The 16,355-nt window shown below is 70.5% G+C and carries 13 protein-coding genes; 5 read left to right on the plus strand and 8 right to left on the minus strand.

The window, feature by feature from the left end:
* Nucleotides 1–155 precede the first annotated feature (155 nt).
* Both ACFVWD_RS13680 and ACFVWD_RS13685 read left to right on the plus strand, forming a co-directional pair.
* On the plus strand, nt 156–4,253 hold the full coding sequence (locus tag ACFVWD_RS13680; RefSeq protein WP_389595970.1) for a discoidin domain-containing protein: 4,098 nt from the start codon (nt 156–158) through the stop codon (nt 4,251–4,253).
* An 87-nt stretch (nt 4,254–4,340) separates the two neighbouring features.
* Nucleotides 4,341–4,643, plus strand: coding sequence for a hypothetical protein (locus tag ACFVWD_RS13685; protein WP_075029125.1), 303 nt, complete (start codon nt 4,341–4,343; stop codon nt 4,641–4,643).
* Between the two features lie 86 nt (nt 4,644–4,729).
* Here ACFVWD_RS13685 and ACFVWD_RS13690 read toward each other — a convergent pair whose 3' ends face one another.
* Entirely contained in the window at nt 4,730–5,755 is a 1,026-nt protein-coding gene (locus ACFVWD_RS13690) for a GlxA family transcriptional regulator (RefSeq protein ID WP_389595972.1), read from the minus strand.
* Between the two features lie 289 nt (nt 5,756–6,044).
* Between ACFVWD_RS13690 and ACFVWD_RS13695 the strand changes: the two genes are divergently transcribed.
* Together ACFVWD_RS13695 and ACFVWD_RS13700 are read left to right on the plus strand one after the other, a co-directional pair.
* On the plus strand, nt 6,045–6,560 hold the full coding sequence (locus ACFVWD_RS13695) for a hypothetical protein (RefSeq protein ID WP_389595973.1): 516 nt from the start codon (nt 6,045–6,047) through the stop codon (nt 6,558–6,560).
* Nucleotides 6,561–6,576: 16 nt separating this feature from the next.
* Nucleotides 6,577–7,107, plus strand: coding sequence for a levansucrase (locus ACFVWD_RS13700; RefSeq protein WP_389595975.1), 531 nt, complete (start codon nt 6,577–6,579; stop codon nt 7,105–7,107).
* 65 nt (nt 7,108–7,172) lie between these two features.
* On the opposite strand, the gene ACFVWD_RS13705 is transcribed toward ACFVWD_RS13700, so the two are convergent.
* The 3 genes from ACFVWD_RS13705 to ACFVWD_RS13715 form a co-directional block, all read right to left on the minus strand.
* Complete coding sequence (locus ACFVWD_RS13705) at nt 7,173–7,706, minus strand: hypothetical protein (protein WP_389595977.1); 534 nt, start codon at nt 7,704–7,706, stop codon at nt 7,173–7,175.
* Nucleotides 7,707–7,794: 88 nt separating this feature from the next.
* A complete protein-coding gene (locus tag ACFVWD_RS13710) occupies nt 7,795–9,291 on the minus strand; it encodes an MFS transporter (RefSeq protein WP_389595979.1) in 1,497 nt (498 codons plus the stop codon).
* Nucleotides 9,292–9,385: 94 nt separating this feature from the next.
* A complete protein-coding gene (locus ACFVWD_RS13715; protein WP_389595981.1) occupies nt 9,386–10,813 on the minus strand; it encodes a DUF445 domain-containing protein in 1,428 nt (475 codons plus the stop codon).
* Nucleotides 10,814–11,108: 295 nt separating this feature from the next.
* Between ACFVWD_RS13715 and ACFVWD_RS13720 the strand changes: the two genes are divergently transcribed.
* Nucleotides 11,109–12,443 carry an SGNH/GDSL hydrolase family protein gene (locus ACFVWD_RS13720; RefSeq protein WP_389595982.1) on the plus strand — a complete coding sequence of 445 codons (1,335 nt, stop codon included), beginning with the start codon at nt 11,109–11,111 and terminating at the stop codon, nt 12,441–12,443.
* A gap of 99 nt (nt 12,444–12,542) precedes the next feature.
* Here ACFVWD_RS13720 and ACFVWD_RS13725 read toward each other — a convergent pair whose 3' ends face one another.
* Genes ACFVWD_RS13725 through ACFVWD_RS13740 form a run of 4 tightly spaced genes read right to left on the minus strand, consistent with a single transcriptional unit; the run spans nt 12,543 to nt 16,141 of the window.
* Nucleotides 12,543–13,445, minus strand: a complete 903-nt coding sequence (locus tag ACFVWD_RS13725) for a DUF1707 domain-containing protein (RefSeq protein ID WP_389595984.1) — start codon at nt 13,443–13,445, stop codon at nt 12,543–12,545.
* Nucleotides 13,446–13,455: 10 nt separating this feature from the next.
* Nucleotides 13,456–14,457, minus strand: coding sequence for an ATP-binding cassette domain-containing protein (locus tag ACFVWD_RS13730; protein WP_389595986.1), 1,002 nt, complete (start codon nt 14,455–14,457; stop codon nt 13,456–13,458).
* 6 nt (nt 14,458–14,463) lie between these two features.
* Entirely contained in the window at nt 14,464–15,327 is an 864-nt protein-coding gene (locus ACFVWD_RS13735) for an ABC transporter permease (RefSeq protein WP_389596114.1), read from the minus strand.
* Nucleotides 15,328–15,373: 46 nt separating this feature from the next.
* On the minus strand, nt 15,374–16,141 hold the full coding sequence (locus tag ACFVWD_RS13740; RefSeq protein ID WP_389596116.1) for an ABC transporter permease: 768 nt from the start codon (nt 16,139–16,141) through the stop codon (nt 15,374–15,376).
* Nucleotides 16,142–16,355: the final 214 nt, after the last annotated feature.

The following is a 16,355-nucleotide window of genomic DNA, read 5'->3' on the forward strand; positions in this document are numbered from 1 at the left end:
AGAACACGGTGATCGTGTGAGAGGTCTTGACAGGAGCTTGGGCGCGCGGCCACCTTTGGCAACGTTGTCACAACCTCTGGCAACGTTGTCATGCCACGGCTCCGGCACCTCCGCGTGTTCGCCGGCCGCGCTGTTTTCTGATGGGACTCACGTTCATGGCAGGTCAGTCGCATGCGCCGCGGGATCCTTCCGGTCCTTCCCGGCGGTCGGTGGTCACTACGGGTTCGACTCTTCTCGGCGGGTTTGGGCTGAACGCTCTGTTCCCGGCGACGAGTACGGCCGCCGGGCGCGGTGACGCGCTCGCCACGGCGGCGCCGTCTGGTGAACTCGCCGCCTACCGGCCCGTCGAGGTCTCCTCGACGGACTACGCGCCGGCTCCGGGCGAGTTCGTGGTCGACCGTCTCGCGTCGCCCGGGGTCCGGGGAAGCGGATGGCGCGCGGCGGCGGGGGACGATCCGCAGTGGATCTCGGTCGATCTGCAGGCCGACTGCCGGGTCACGCGGGTTCGCCTCACCTTCGAGGCCGATGCGAGTGATCCGGTTTTCACGCCCCCGGCCACCGGCAACAAGGCGGAGGGCACCACCGGCAAGGAGATCCTGTCCAGTTACGCGCTCGCCTTCGTGGTCGAGACGTCCACGGACGGCGACTCCTGGACGAGCGTGTACCGCACGACCGCCGGTACGGGCGGTGTGGTGGACATCCCGCTGGCCCGGTCGGTGACGGCGCGGTGGGTGCGGATGACGGCTCAGCGGCGGTCCAGTCCCAATCCGCTCGGCTTGAACGGTTTCGAGGTGTATGGCACGGTCGGCGGGCGGCGGCCCTCGGCCACCGGTTGGACCGACTGGGGAATCCAGCACGGTGAGGCTCCGCAGCTGGCCGTCGCGGCGGACGGCACGGTGCCGCTGGAGTCCGGCTGGCGGCTGACCCTGGACGACTGGGCCGACGGCGAGGGCCCCGACCTGTCGAAGCCGGCCGTGGACACCAGCGGCTGGCTGCCCGCCACCGTGCCCGGCACGGTCCTCGCCTCGCTCGTCGACCAGGGAAAGCTCCCGGACCCGGTCGCCGGTCTGAACAATCTGCACATCCCCGAGGCGCTCTCCCGCCATTCCTGGTGGTACAAGCGTGACTTCGACCTGCCGTCCGGACTGCGCACCGGCCATGGCCGCAGGGTCTGGCTGGAGTTCGACGGCATCAACCATCAGGCCGACATCTGGCTCAACGGCCACCAGGTGGGAGGTCTCACCTACCCGTTCGCCCGCTCGGCCCATGACGTGACGGCGTGGATCGCCGCGAAGGGCGAGAACGCGCTGGCGGTGAAGATCACGCCGATGCCCGTCCCCGGCAGCCCGGGCGACAAGGGTCCCGCCGGGGAGTCCTGGGTGGACGCGGGCGCGGGCCAGATGAACCTCAACTCGCCCACGTATCTGGCCGCTTCGGGTTGGGACTGGATGCCCGCCGTACGGGACCGGGTCTCGGGGATCTGGAACCATGTCCGGCTGAGATCCACGGGTCCCGTGGTCATCGGCGACCCCCGGGTGGACACGGCTTTGCCGAACCTGCCCGACACCTCCGTCGCCGAACTCACCATCACCGTCCCGGTCCGTAACGCCGATGCGGCCGAGCACACCACGACCGTCTCCGCGTTCTTCGGCGACATACGTGTCTCCAAGGCCGTCACCGTCCCGGCCGGCCGGAGCGTCGACGTCACCTTCGCTCCGGACGCCTTCAGCCGGCTGCGGCTGCGCAACCCCGCACTGTGGTGGCCCAACGGGCTCGGCAGCCCCGACCTTCACGACCTCACCCTGGCCGCCTCGGTCAACGGGACGGAGAGCGACCGGCGCACCACCCGCTTCGGTATCCGCCAGTTCGGCTACGAGTACGACGTGCCGCTGCCCTTCACCTCGTCCGGCGACGCCTGCGCCCAGTCGCTGGAGGTCGGAAGGCAGCAGGCCCGGTATGTGCGGGTCAAGTGCCTGACCAGGGCCACGGACTGGGGCAACTCCCTGTGGACCCTGTCCGTGGCCGACAGCGCCAGGCCTGGCACCGACCTCGCCCTGCACGCGAGCGCCACCTCCTCCACGACGGACGGCGACGACCACGGCCCCGGCAACGCCACCGACGGTGACCCCGGCACCCGCTGGTCCTCGGCCTACCAGGACGACCAGTGGATCCGCGTGGACCTGGGGTCCCCGCAGTCCTTCGACGGCGTCGACCTCGTGTGGGAGCAGGCCTACGCCCGGACGTACGTGGTCCAGGTGTCCACGGACGACTCGACCTGGACGGACGTGAAGTCCGTGGACAACACCGCCGTACCGCTGCCGTTCAACACCGACCGGGCGAGCCTGCAGGTGGAGGACTTCACCGCCCGCACGGCCCGCTTCGTGCGGATCAACTGCGGTGTGCGCCACACCAGCTGGGGCAACTCCCTGTGGTCCCTGTCGGTGATCGACAGCTCCCGCCCGGGCACCGACCTGGCCCTGCACAAGGCGGCCACGGCCTCCACGGAGGAGTCCGACCATCCGGCCGCCGCCGCCACCGACGGCAGCCCCGACAGCCGGTGGTCGTCGCAGTACGAGGACCACCAGTGGATCCAGGTCGACCTCGGCTCCGCCCAGAGTTTCGACCGCGTGGCCATCCTGTGGGAGCAGGCCTATCCGAAGACGTACGTCATCCAGGTGTCGCCCGACGGTGACACCTGGACGGACGTGAAGTCGGTGGACAACAGCCCTGTGCCGCTGAAGATCAGCGTGAACGGCGTACGGGTGCTGGCCCGGGGCGGCAACTGGGGCTGGGACGAACTGCTGCGGCGGATGCCGGCCGAGCGGATGGACGCGGCGGTGCGCATGCACCGCGACATGAACTTCACGATGATCCGCAACTGGGTCGGCAGCATCAACCGGGAGGAGTTCTACGCCAGTTGCGACGAACACGGCATCCTGGTGTGGAACGACTTCCCCAATGCCTGGGCCATGGACCCGCCGGACCATGACGCGTTCAACGCGATCGCGCATGACACCGTACTGCGCTATCGCATCCACCCTTGCGTGGTGGTGTGGTGCGGCGCCAACGAGGGCGACCCGCCGGCCGCCATCGACAAGGGCATGCGCGACGCAGTCGAGCAGCAGGCCCCGGGCATCCTCTACCAGAACAACTCCGCCGGAGGCATCATCACCGGCGGCGGCCCCTACAACTGGGTGGAGCCCGAGAAGTACTACGACCCGTCGACCTACGGCAGCAACAGCTTCGGGTTCCACACCGAGATCGGCATGCCGGTCGTCTCCACCGCCGAGAGCATGCGCAATCTGGTGGGCGACGAGAAGGAGTGGCCGATAGGCGGAGCGTGGTACTACCACGACTGGAGTGAACGCGGGAATCAGGCTCCGCAGCAGTACCGGGCGGCGATCGAGGCGCGCCTGGGCACCGCGACGGACCTCGACGACTTCGCCCGCAAGGCGCAGTTCGTCAACTACGAGAACGCGCGCAGCATGTTCGAGGCGTGGAACGCCCACCTGTGGGACGACGCCAGCGGCCTCATGCTGTGGATGTCCCACCCCGCCTGGCACAGCACCGTCTGGCAGACCTATGACTACGACTTCGACGTCAACGGCACCTACTACGGTGCCCGCACCGCCTGCGAGCCCCTGCACGTCCAGGCCGACCCGCTGAAATGGCAGCTCCTCGTGGTGAACCACACGCGCCGCGCGGTCGAGGGCGCGACCGTCACCGCCCGGATCCACGACCTCACCGGTCGCCAGGTCGGCGGGAGCAGGAAGGCCGTGGTCGATGTCGCGTCGGCCACCACCACCCGCTCCTTCGCCGTGGACTGGAGCGACGACCTGCCCGATCTGCACCTGCTGCGTCTGACCCTTGAGGACCACGCGGGTCGTACGCTCTCGGCCAACACCTACTGGCGCCATCGGACTCCGGCCGCGATGAAGGCACTCAACGACCTCCCGAAGGTCAGGCTCTCGGCCTCGATCACCCGCGTGTCGCGCTCCGGTACCCGGCGTGAACTGACCGCTGTCGTCAAGAACCGTGGGTCGGTCCTCGCCCCGATGGTCCGGATGTCGCTGCTGGACGATCACAGCGGTGACCGCGTCCTGCCGACGCTGTACAGCGACAACTATCTCTGGCTGCTGCCCGGCGAGTCGCGGACGGTCACCCTGTCCTGGCCGGCTCACGCGCTGCCGTCGAACCGTCCGGCGCTCAGCGTGTCCGCCTACAACAGTCCCCGCACGGTCGCCCGGGGGTAGGGCGGGGGTAGGGCGGTCGTCGGGTGTCCGTTCGTGCGCGTTAGCCTCGGTTTGTTCGACAGACGCAGGCAGGAGCGGGAGGCAGCAATGGCGAAGGTACCGGCCGCGGCGGTGGCCGCGGGTGGGCTCATCGGCGGGTACGGCGTGGCCCGGTGGACCAAGAAGCGGCAGCTCGGCGGAGTGGTGCTGGCGGCCGCCGGGGCCACGGCCGCGCAGCAGTGGCGGCGGCAGGCCGGTGGGAAGGCCGCCGGGGCGCTGACCGTCGCGTACGTCGCCGCCTTCGCCGGGTCCCACCCGCTGGCCAAGAAGGTGGGCGCCTGGCCCTCCGTGTTCGGCGTCGCCGGTGCCGTGGCCCTCGCCTCGTGGGCCGTGGCCGACCGCCGGGCCTGAGCAAGCGCAGAGCACCACGGGCCTGAGGGTCGGAAGGCTTGAGGGTCGCAGGGCTTGAAGGTCGGATGGCTTGAAGGTCTGAGGGCCTACGAGGCTGCGGCAGCGGACACGGATTCCGGGACCGGGACCGGGGTTGGGACCGGAACCGGAACCGGGGTTGGTCCCGTGCTCTGGAACGCGCGGCGGTACGCGTACGGGCTCGTTCCCACCACGCGCTTGAACCGCTCCCGGAACGCCGTCGGTGAACCGAACCCCGCCTGGGCCGCGACGCGTTCGACCGGGTACGTGGTCGTCTCCAGGAGGTACTGGGCGCGGCGGACCCGGGCGCGGTACAGCCACTGGAGCGGTGTGGTGCCGGTCTGGTCGCGGAAGCGGCGGTTGAGCGTACGGGTGCTCATGCCGGCGTGGGCGGCGATGTCCTCCAGGGTCAGCTCACGCTCCGCGTTCTCCTCCAGCCAGGCGAGGAGGGGCTCCATCGTGGTGCCGGCCGGTACCGGGGGCTGGTCGTGGATGATGAACTGGGCCTGGCCGCCCTCCCGTTCGAGCGGCATGACCGACATCCGCGCCGCGTGCGCGGCGACCGCCGAACCGTGGTCCTGGCGGATCATGTGCAGGCACATGTCGAGAGCGGCGGCCGCGCCCGCCGAGGTGAGGAACTGGCCGTTGTCGACGTAGAGGACGTTCGGGTCGACGGTCACGGCGGGGTACCTGGCCGCCAGGTCCTGCGCCGCGACCCAGTGGGTGGTGGCGCGCAGCCCGTCCAGCAGGCCGGTGGCGGCGAAGACGAAGGCGCCCACGCAGATCGAGGCGATCCGGGTGCCGTTCGCGGCAGCCGCGCGCAGCGCCTGCGTCACGCCCGGCGGGAGCGGGGCGGCCGGGTTCGCGACGCCGGGCAGGATGATCGTGTCGGCCTCGGCCAGCGCCTCCAGGCCGTAGGGGGCGCGGATGGTGAACGGGCCCGCGCTCACCTCCTGGTCCGCCGTGGGCGAGCAGACCCGGATCCGGTAGGGCTCCCGGCCGTCCGGCAGCCGAGCCCAGCCGAAGGTGTCGATCGGGGCGGAGAGGTCGAACGGGATGACCTGGTCGAGCGCCAGTACGGCCACGGTGTGCATGGCCAGAGCGTAGGCATACGGCGGATTGTGGCCAAGCGGGGCCCTTAGCCTCGTGGCGTCGTGGCCTCGTGGCGTCATGGCCTCGTGGGGCGCCTACAGCCTCGTACGGCTGCGTTCGGGTCGCCGACTCCCCGTGACACGGTGGCTGGGCGGCTGGGCGGCTGGGCGGCTGGGCGGCTGGGCGGCTGGGCGGCTGGGCGGCTGGGCGGCTGGGCGGCTGGCGAGAATCCGTTGGACCCTGGCAGAAGTGCCGCTTCTGCAAGATCGCGTGAGCCCCTAGCGTCAGCCCGTGAACAAGTTCCTTCTCGCCGTGCACGTCCTCGCCGCGATCGTCGCCGTCGGACCCGTCACCGTCGCCGCCAGCATGTTCCCGCCCAGTGCGCGCAAGGCGCTCGCCGAGCCCAAAGACGCCCAGGCCCTCTCCACCGTCCGGGTGCTGCACCGCATATGCCGTGTGTACGCGACGGTCGGCGTCGCCGTGCCCGTGTTCGGGTTCGCCACGGCCAAGAACATGGGCGTGCTCGGCGACACCTGGCTGATCGTCTCGATCGCGCTGACGGCCCTGGCCGCCGTCGTCCTCGCCGCGCTGGTTCTGCCCCGGCAGACCGCGCTCATGGAGGGCATGGAGGAGTCCATAGAGGAAGGCGTGGGGGAAGGCGCGCAGGGTGCGGCGAACGCCGGAGCGAGCCGTGTCGGCCCGCGGGACACCGCCCGGCTCGCCATGTTCACCGGGCTCTTCAACCTCCTCTGGGCCACCGTCACGATCCTGATGATTGTCCGACCGGGGTCCACCACGGGCGCCTAGCCCTAGGATCCGGCTCATGCATGGACAGGTGTACGAACCACACGATCCGTCGACGCCCTCGGCCCCTGCGGCCTACCTCGCCACCCTGGAGGGCCGGCTGACGGCCGACGGTTGCGCCACCCGCTGGGAGGACTGGGCCGGGGTGCCCGTGCTGGTGGGGCGGCGGTCGGACTTCCGGCTGCGCTGGATGGCGACGAAGCTGCATCTGTTCACCGTGGCCGCCGCGGTTCCGGAGATCACCGTGCCGGTCGTCGAGGGCTTCACCGAACAGGTGACGAAGTACGCCAAGGACACCAAGGGCGGCCTGCCCGTCGGTCTGCAGAACGGGGTCGGCGCCTTCCCCGTCCTGGTCAGCGACCGCGTAGACCCGGCCGCCGTACGGTGGGCGGAGGAGCGCCAGCGTGTCCGGTTCGCCTGTATGACACGGCCCGTCGTGGTCGACAGTTCCCGCCCGTACGTGGGCATGTACCGCGGCAAGCCGGCCCTCGGGCGTATCTACGCCGCGTACTTCATCGAGAAGGGCACGCGGTACTTCTACGGTTCGTGAATCGTCGCTTCTACGCTCCATAGATCGTCACTTCCAGGGTTCGCCAGTCCTCCCCCGCCGGGCGATCACCACCACCGGGCGAGGCTGAGCGCCTCGTCCGACGAGTCCCCGGAGGCCCTGGAGCCCGCGGAGCCCTCGGAGCCCTCGGAGTCCCAGGATTCCGAGGACTTCGCCCAGTCCGCCGCCCGGTACCGCCTCGCCACCGCCGTCGCGATCAGCACTCCCGCCGCGACCACCAGCGTGAAGAAGGCCCAGGTGAGCGGCCAGACCGCCGCGTCCGGGGGCTCCGGGTGGGAGTGGAAGGAGATGTACATCAGTGCGGCCGGTGGCCCCGCCACCAGCAGCAGGGGCCAGGCCAGCGCGTCCCGGCGGCCGAGGTAGGCGGCCAGGAGCAGCAGGGCCACGCCGAGGAGGACGGCGCCGAGGACGGTCATCGAGGTCGTCTCGGTGATCGCCCCGGTCGCCCCGGGGCGGTTGCGCAGGTCCCAGGGGAGGCAGAGGAGGTACGCCGCGCCGGAGAGGGCGGCGCCGAGCACGCGCGTCAGCCAGCGTTCCGGCCAGGGGCGCGTTCGCAGAGGGCCTAACAGCTTCTCGGTCATGCGTACGAGGGTTCCCGCCCGGGCGGCGGGCCGACAGAGTACGCGTACTCAGGTTCCCGTACTCACGTCCCGTACTCAGGTCATGTGCTCAGGCGGAGTCCGCCGGAGCCGCCGCCGACAGCGGGGTCGCGATGTCCTCCAGCGAGCGTCGTTCGGCCTTCACCGTCAGGAACGCGGCGACCAGCCCCGCCGCGCACATCAGGCCCGCGCCGATCTGGAAGGCCAGCACGGTGTCGCCGACCACGCCGGACTGGGTGAGGTTCGCGAAGACCAGCGGTCCGCTGATGCCGCCGGCCGCCGTGCCGATGGCGTAGAAGAAGGCGATGGCCATCGCGCGGGTCTCCATCGGGAAGATCTCGGAGACGGTGAGATAGGCGCTCGACGCGCCCGCCGAGGCGAAGAAGAGGGCCACGCACCAACAGGCCGTCATGGTCACCGCGCTCAGCGAGCCCCGGCCGAACAGCCAGGCCGTGCCGAACAGCAGCAGCCCGGAGAGCAGGTACGTCGACGAGATCATCGGGCGGCGGCCGACCGTGTCGAAGAGCTTGCCGAGCAGCAGCGGGCCGAGGAAGTTGCCGAACGCGATCACGGCGAAGTAGTAGCCGGTGGCGCCCGCCGGGACGTCGTAGAACTTCGTCAGGATCGCGCCGAAGCCGAAGGTGATCGCGTTGTAGAGGAACGCCTGGCCGATGAAGAGGGAGAGGCCGAGCGCGGCGCGCTTGCGGTAGGTCGCGAAGACCGTGCGGGCGATGGTGAGGAAGCCGATGCTCTTGCGCTGATGGATGGTGATCTCCCCGGCGGGAGGCGGCAGTTCGCGGCCGCCGAGGTCGGCGCGGACCCGTTCCTCCACCGAGGCCACCAGTTGCTCGGCCTCCTGCTGTCTGCCGTGGATCAGCAGCCACCGTGGGCTCTCCGGGACATTGCGGCGTACGAGGAGGATGACCAGGCCGAGGACCACGCCGAGCGCGAAGGTCAGCCGCCAGCCGATGTTCGCCGGGAAGAGGTCGGTGTCCAGCGCGACGATCGACAGCAGGGAGCCGCCGATCGCGCCCAGCCAGAAGCTGCCGTTGATGATCAGGTCGACCCGGCCGCGGTAGTGGGAGGGGATCAGCTCGTCGATCGCGGAGTTGATGGCCGCGTACTCGCCGCCGATGCCGAAGCCCGTGAGGAAGCGGAAGGTGAAGAACCACCAGGGCTCGAAGGAGACGGCGGTCAGAGCCGTGGCCCCCAGATACACCGCCAGGGTGACCATGAACAGTTTCCTGCGGCCGAAGCGGTCGGTGAGGCGGCCGAAGAACAGTGCCCCGACGCACGCGCCGGCGACATAGAGGGCGGCCGCGGTGCCGGTGACCTGCGCGGAGGTGATCGGCAGGCCGCTGCCGGGCTCGGAGAGGCGTCCGGCGATGTTGCCGACGACCGTGACTTCCAGTCCGTCGAGGATCCACACCGTGCCGAGGCCGATCACCACGGTCCAGTGCCAGCGTGACCAGGGGAGGCGGTCGAGACGAGCGGGAACGGCGGTGGTGACCCGGCCCCCGCCTTGATCCCGGCCCTCCCCCCGGCCCTTTTCCTCAACGGTGGACATGAGGCTCCCTCCTCGTCGAGCGACGCCTGCCCGGGTTCCCTCCGGAGCACGGCCTACGCCCGCCCGAGTGCGGTCACGCCTTCCCGAGAGGGATCTACGCCCCCACGATCCGCGACACCGTAAAGATCAGCAACCCGGCCAACGAGCCCACCACCGTGCCGTTGATCCGGATGAACTGCAGGTCACGGCCGATGTGGGCCTCGATCTTCCTGGTCGTGTGCTCGGCGTCCCAGCCGGCCACCGTGTCGGTGATGAGGGAGGTGATCTCGGTCCGGTACGTCGTCACCACGTACACCGCCGCGCCCTCGACCCACCGGTCCACCTTGGCCTGGAGCTTGGGGTCGGTGGCCATGCGAGCGCCCAGCGAGAGCAGGGAGGCCCGCACGCGCAGCCGCAGCTCACTGCGCTCGTCCTCGGCGGCGGACACGATCATGGATCGTACGGCCGTCCAGGCGGAGGCGATCAGGTCCTGGACCTCGCCGCGGCCGAGCACCTCACCCTTCAGGCGCTCCACGCGCGCGCGGGTGTCGGTGTCGGACTGGAGGTCGGAGGCGAAGTCGGTGAGGAAGCGGTCGAGGGCGCCGCGGGCCGGGTGGGAGGGGGCGTCGCGCATCTCGGTGACGAAGCGGAGCAGCTCCTTGTAGACCCGCTCGCCGACCTTCTTGTCGACGAAGCGCGGGGTCCAGCCGGGCGCGCCGCCCTGGATCGCGTCCATGACCTGCTCGTCGTGGAGCACCAGCCAGTCGTGGGCGCGGATGCAGACCAGGTCCACGAATCGCTTGTGGCCGCCGTCCGCGACGATCTTCTCCAGCATCTTCCCTATGCCGGGCGCGATCTCCTGGGCGTCGGCGCGGCGGGTGATCGCCTCTCCGACCACCGCCTGCACGTCGGAGTCGCGCAGCACGGTCAGGGCGCCTCTGAGCGCGGCGGCGAGCTCGGCGGTGACCCGGTCGGCGTGCTCCGGTTCGGCGAGCCAGGCACCGAGGCGGCTGCCGATGCCCACGGCGCGCAGGCGCTGTCGTACGACGTCGGAGGAGAGGAAGTTCTCGCCCACGAACTCGCCGAGCGAGACGCCCAGCTGGTCCTTCTTGGTGGGGATGATCGCGGTGTGCGGGATGGGCAGGCCGAGCGGATGGCGGAAGAGGGCCGTGACGGCGAACCAGTCGGCGAGCGCGCCGACCATGCCGGCCTCGGCGGCCGCCGCGACATAGCCGGCCCAGGGGCCGGCACCCTCGTGGGACGCCCATTTCGCGAGGACGTACACGAGGGCGACGAAGAGCAGCAGGCCGGTGGCCGTCAGTTTCATTCGGCGGACACCGCGACGCTTCTCCTCGTCGGCGGGGCTGAACGACGTCATCGCGCGGTTCGGCGGGCCGGGTGCCGTGGTCGCGCGCCGCTCCCGGGCGGGGCCGGCCGTCGCGCGTTCGGCCTGGTCGACGGCGGTCGTCGCGCGGTTGCCGGAGGCGCCGGACCGGGCGGGCTGCCCTTCGGCGCCCGCGTCTTCCGGTTCTGTTCGTTCCATTCACTCCACCCGTTCGCCGCGCCGTCCGAGGGCTCCGTACACATTGTCCCTTCCTGACCGACTCCCGGAACGGAACAGGAGTTCCCTGCGTCTGTTCGGGCGGGGGGAACTCAGGGGAATCCTGGGGCCGTCTCCGGGAAATCTCAGGGGCGTCTCAGGGACACCTCCGGGGCGTCCCAGGGTCGTTCGAGGCCACGGGAGGGGGTCCCGTCGATTTCCTCTCCACGCCGTACCGCATCATGTGATCATCACTTCGGAGCCTCGGGCTCCCCTCGCCCGAGGAGACACGCACCGCATGACCAAGCGTCATGGTTATGCCCTGCTGGCCGCCGTCATCGCCATGATCGTGGCCATATCCGGAGCCATATACGTGGGTGTCGCCGCCGACGACGGCACCGGCGGCACCCGTAACGCCACCGCCGACAACCGCGCCCCGCGCGACTCGGCCGCCCCCGCCTCAGCCGGCACCTGGGTCGGCACCTGGTCGGCCTCCCCCGCCGGAGCCGAGCCCGGCACCGAGACGAACGGCATGGCCGGCCGCTCCCTGCGCAACGTCGTGCACACGGACGTCGGCGGCACCGAAGCCCGCATCACCCTGTCCAACCTCTACGGACAGCAGCCGCTGAACATCACGCACGCCTCGATCGCCGTCGCCGCGGCCGAGAACGACGCGGCGGCGGTGGCCGACACCATGCACCGCCTCACCTTCTCCAGCAGCACCACCGTGATCGTCCCGGCCGGAGCGCAGATCATGAGCGACGCCGTCCGCGTGCGCATCCCGCGCGACTCCGACGTCCTCGTGACCACGTACTCCCCGACCCCGTCCGGCCCGGTCACCTACCACCCGCACGCACGGCAGATCTCGTACGCCGCCCAGGGCGACCGCACCGAGGACGTGACCGCCACCGCCTACACCGAGCAGACCCCGCACTGGCGCTACCTCACCGCCCTCGACGTACTGAGCGCCGAATCCGTCGGCACCGTCGTCGCCCTGGGCGACTCGATCACCGACGGCATCACCTCCACGGAGGGCGCCAACCACCGCTGGACGGACGTCCTCGCCGACCGGCTGCGCACCGCGGCCGGCTCCGGCGACCTGCCTCGCTACAGCGTCGTCAACCAGGGCATCAGCGGCAACCAGGTCCTGGCCGAAGGACTCGGCCGACCCGCCGACAACCCGAGCGGCCTGAACCGTCTCGAACGCGACGTGCTCGGCCGTACGAACGTCAAGGCCGTCGTCATCGACCTCGGCGTCAACGACATCCTGCGCAACCAGGGTGAGGTCGATCCGCGGGCCGTCACCGACGGACTGCGGGAGATGGTGCGGCGGGCGCATGCGCGCGGACTGCGGGTCGTCGGGGCGCCGCTGATGCCCTTCGGCGGGCACCGCGGGTACTCACGGTCGCGTGACGCCGTACGCCGGGCCGTCAACGCGGAGATCCGGGCGGGGAAGGTGTACGACGCCGTCGTCGACTTCGACGAGGCGTTGCGGGATCCGTACGATCCGCGGCGGCTGCGGGCCGACTACGACTCCGGGGACCATCTGCATCCCAGTGACAAGGGGTACGAGCGGATGGCGGAGGTGTTCGATCTCGGGGATCTGAAGGGGGCGGCGCCTGCGGAGCTGTAGCGTCCGGTCGTTTTTCGGCTGCGGCACCGTTGTGGCTGGTCGCGCCCACGCGGCGGAGCCGCACGATGTCACAGCCCCGCGCCCCCGAAGGGGCGCCTATTAACCGCCGTGCCTTCGCCTGTGCCGCTCGTCCCGGCGCTCCCGGTGCCGTTCCCGGCGCTCCTCCTGGCGCTCCCTGCGTTCCTCGTGGCGTTCGCGGATGAGGTCGTGGGCGTCGTCGAGGACGTCGAACATGTCGCCGAGGCCGTCCCGCCGTGAGCCCTCCAGTTCCTTGCGGGCGCTCTTGCGCTCCAGCTTCTCCTGGCGGCGCTCCTCCTTCAGGCGCAGCCGCTCGGCACGGGTCAGCTTGCGCTCCACGCCGACGCCGCCCCAGAAGGCGAAGCCCGTCACGATCACGCGCGGGGCACCCGGGTCCCCGGCCCGCCCCTCCTCGCGGTGGTCGAAGCCGCCCATGATGCCGATGCCGCGGACGACGACCTCGACGCCGGGCGGCACGATGACGTTCACGCCGCCCATGACGGCGACGACGTTGACGACGACCTCGCGGTCCGCGAAGTTCGCCTCGCGCAGGTCGATCTCGCCGCCGCCCATGAAGGCGAAGGAGTTGAAGCGCTTGGGGACCGTCCAGCCGCCCTTGCGCTCGAAGCCCGACAGGATCGCGACACCCCACGAGGACGAGCCCTCGCCGCCGACGATCCGCCCCGCCCAACTCCCGCTCTCCTCGGGCTGCTTGACCATGGAGACCGGGGCCACGGCGTGCACGCCGGGCAGATCGCGGGTGAGCGGCGCCAGTTCGCTGTACGTCCGTGCCTTGAACGTCGCTTCCAGCCGCTCCTCGAACTCCTCCATGTCGAGGCGGCCCTCCGCGAGGGCGTCCCGCAGCTGTTCGGCGACTCGTTCACGATCGGCGTCGGAGGCCCGGAGCTCCGGGCTCGGGGATCCGGGGTCAGGCGGCGTCGGTCGCTGGTCGTCGCTTCCCCTGGAAGGCTCATCCTCGGTCATGGGAGCCAGCCTACGAGAGAGCCTTCTCCGCGTACATGCGGCTGATGACCGCCTCGATGTCCGGCTCCCGCACCGAGAGGTCGACCAGGGGGAACTCGGCCGCGATCCGCGCCACCAGCTCCGCCGCCGACGCCGCCGCGGGGAAGGCGAGCCACTGCCGGGGCCCCTCCACCTTCACCACCCGCGCCGAGTCCACCTCGATCGGCGGGAGCTCCCGCTCCAGGTCGACCACGAGGGTCCGCTCGCTCTCCCCCACCTCGTGCAGCCCGGTCAGCGGACCGTCGTACATCAGCCGCCCGTGGTCGATGACCATCACCCGCCGGCACAGCTGCTCGATGTCGGTGAGGTCGTGCGTGGTCAGCAGCACCGTCGTGCCGCGCTCGGCGTTCAGGTCCCGCAGGAAGGAACGGACCTTGGCCTTGCTGATCACATCGAGGCCGATGGTGGGTTCGTCGAGGTAGAGGACCTCGGGGTCGTGCAGCAGCGCCGCCCCGATGTCGCCGCGCATCCGCTGCCCCAGTGAGAGCTGGCGCACCGGCACGTCCAACAGGGCTTCCAGATCCAGGAGTTCGACACAGCGGTCGAGGTTCTCGCGGTAACGGGCGTCCGGGATCCGGTACATGCGGTGCATCAGCCGGTAGGAGTCGATCAGCGGAAGGTCCCACCACAGGGTCGTGCGCTGCCCGAAGACGACCCCGATGCGCTGCGCGAGGCGGGTCCGCTCACGGGACGGGTCGATGCCCGCCACCCGCAGCTGGCCGGCGCTCGGGGTGAGGATGCCGGTGAGCATCTTGATGGTGGTCGACTTGCCCGCGCCGTTCGGGCCGATGTAGCCGACCATCTCACCGCGCGCCACGGTGAAGGAGAGGGAGTCCACGGCCCGTACCTGGCGCCGTTCGCTGCGCAGGAAGCCGGTCTTCTTGCGGACGTCGAAGACCTTCTCGACGCCGTCGAGTTGGATGAAGTCGCCCACCGGATCCCTGACCGGGTCCGTCATCAGGCCTGTTTCCATGTCGGTTCAACTCCCCGTGCTGCGATACGAACGAAGTCCCGCCCGCCAGGCGATCCCCGCCAGCGCGCAGCAGCCCGCCGCGATCAGGGGCGGGGTGAAGGCGATCCAGGTCGGCAGGTCGAGCGGGTAGGGCCGGCCCAGCACGTACAGCCCGGGCAGCCAGTTCACGAAGGCCAGCGGGAGCACGAAGGTGGCCCCGCGCACCAGGTCCTTGGCGAAGACGGTCGGCGGGTACTGCAGGAGCGTGGTGCCGCCGTACGTGAAGGAGTTCTGCACCTCGGAGGCGTCCTGCGCGACGAACTGGAAGGCTCCGCCCGCCACGAACACGGCCGCGAAGATGGCGGCGCCGCACAGCAGCATCAGCGGGACCATGAGCAGTCTGAGCGGCGTCCAGTCGATGTCGAGCACGCCGATCGCGTACCCGAGGACCAGCAGCCCCTGGGTGACCCGGCCGAGGCGGCGCAGCGCGAAGCGGTCGGCGGCGACCTGGGCGAGTACGGGGACGGGGCGTACGAGGAGCGTGTCGAGGGTGCCGTCGCGCACCCGGCGTCCGAGCCGGTCCATCGAGCCGACCACCAGGTCCGTGATCCCGAAGGAGGTCGCCGAGACGCCGTACAGGAAGGCGACCTCCGGCAGGCTGTAGCCGCCGATCCGGTCGACCCGCGAGAACATCAGCAGGATGGCGACGAAGTCGAGGGCGGTCGCCGCGAAGTTCCCGAAGGTGGTCATCACGAAGGAGGCACGGTAGGCCATCGTGGAGCGGATCCACATCCCGGCGATCAACCAGTAGGCGCGGACTCCGTCCCGCACTCGGGCATACGTCCCCTGCGGCGCACCCAGGACCGCCGAAGCCGCCCGCTCCCCGGAGATGACCGACTCCCCTGAGCCCCGTGAGGTTTCCGGTACCTCCGCCGAGTCAGCCACCCTGCACCACCACCCTCCGTGTCGCCGCTGACTGGATCAGCCGGCCCAGAGCCAGCAGCCCCACCGCCCAGCTCGCCTGGAAGGCGAACGTGGCCAGGGGATCCGCGGTGCCGAGCAGAACGTCCGCGGGGCCCTGGACCAGGGACGACCAGGGCAGGGCGCGTACGACCTCGCCCAGCGCGCCCGGGAAGACGTTCAGCGGCAGCAGCATCCCCGAGCAGAAGACACCCGCGATCATGGACATCTGCGCCGCGCCCGCCCCGTCGAGCAGCCAGAACGCGGACAGCGCCACCAGGTAGCGGAGCGAGAAACTGACGACGATTCCGAGCGCGACCGCGACCAGGAACGCGATCCAGGTCAGCGGGTCGGCGGGGAGCGCCAGTTCGAAGCAGAGCGCACCGAACGCCAGGGGCACCACTCCGCGCCCCAGCAGATGGAACACGGCCCGCCCCGCGTCCTGGGACAGCCACCACAGCTGGAGGTCGGCGGGTCGGTACAGGTCGATCGCGATGTCACCCGTACGGATGCGCTCGATCAGCTCGTCCTCGAAGCCGCCGCCCATCGTCGCCATCGCCATGAGCAGCGCCTGGGAGAGCCACACATAGGTGAGCGCCTGGGCCTGGTCATAGCCGCCGAGGTGCGGTTTCTCGTCCCACAACGCCATGAAGACGTACGCCAGGATCAGCCCGAAGACGGTGTTGGTGAACACCCCCGCCGCCGTCGCCGTCCGATAAGTGGCGTAGCGCCGGAACCCGCCCATCGCGACGGCCGTGTACAACCGCCCTGTCCCCACGAGGATGTCCTCCTTGCGTCAAAAGGGCCGTTGTGGCCGAAGCGCAGGAGCCTAGCCCCGCCCGGCTTCGCCTGCCAGGCATTTTCAGGCGCGACACGTGCCGGGATCCGGGAACGGAACGCTTGGTGCGACAGTCTTCATCAGGGGGCGCACCAGGCGTATGAGGGCGTACGGGAACGTA

The sequence above is a fragment of the Streptomyces sp. NPDC058086 genome (assembly GCF_042885015.1).
Taxonomy (GTDB): Bacteria; Actinomycetota; Actinomycetes; order Streptomycetales; family Streptomycetaceae; genus Streptomyces.

Excerpts from the sequence above, each read along its gene's own strand:
- ACFVWD_RS13725 (WP_389595984.1), bottom strand. The coding sequence starts at position 13,445 with ATGACCGAGGATGAGCCTTCCAGGGGAAGCGACGACCAGCGACCGACG.
- ACFVWD_RS13705 (WP_389595977.1), bottom strand. The coding sequence starts at position 7,706 with ATGACCGAGAAGCTGTTAGGCCCTCTGCGAACGCGCCCCTGGCCGGAA.
- ACFVWD_RS13690 (WP_389595972.1), bottom strand. The coding sequence starts at position 5,755 with ATGCACACCGTGGCCGTACTGGCGCTCGACCAGGTCATCCCGTTCGAC.
- ACFVWD_RS13680 (WP_389595970.1), top strand. The coding sequence starts at position 156 with ATGGCAGGTCAGTCGCATGCGCCGCGGGATCCTTCCGGTCCTTCCCGG.
- ACFVWD_RS13740 (WP_389596116.1), bottom strand. The coding sequence starts at position 16,141 with ATGGGCGGGTTCCGGCGCTACGCCACTTATCGGACGGCGACGGCGGCG.
- ACFVWD_RS13710 (WP_389595979.1), bottom strand. The coding sequence starts at position 9,291 with ATGTCCACCGTTGAGGAAAAGGGCCGGGGGGAGGGCCGGGATCAAGGC.
- ACFVWD_RS13700 (WP_389595975.1), top strand. The coding sequence starts at position 6,577 with ATGCATGGACAGGTGTACGAACCACACGATCCGTCGACGCCCTCGGCC.
- ACFVWD_RS13715 (WP_389595981.1), bottom strand. The coding sequence starts at position 10,813 with ATGGAACGAACAGAACCGGAAGACGCGGGCGCCGAAGGGCAGCCCGCC.
- ACFVWD_RS13720 (WP_389595982.1), top strand. The coding sequence starts at position 11,109 with ATGACCAAGCGTCATGGTTATGCCCTGCTGGCCGCCGTCATCGCCATG.
- ACFVWD_RS13685 (WP_075029125.1), top strand. The coding sequence starts at position 4,341 with ATGGCGAAGGTACCGGCCGCGGCGGTGGCCGCGGGTGGGCTCATCGGC.
- ACFVWD_RS13730 (WP_389595986.1), bottom strand. The coding sequence starts at position 14,457 with ATGGAAACAGGCCTGATGACGGACCCGGTCAGGGATCCGGTGGGCGAC.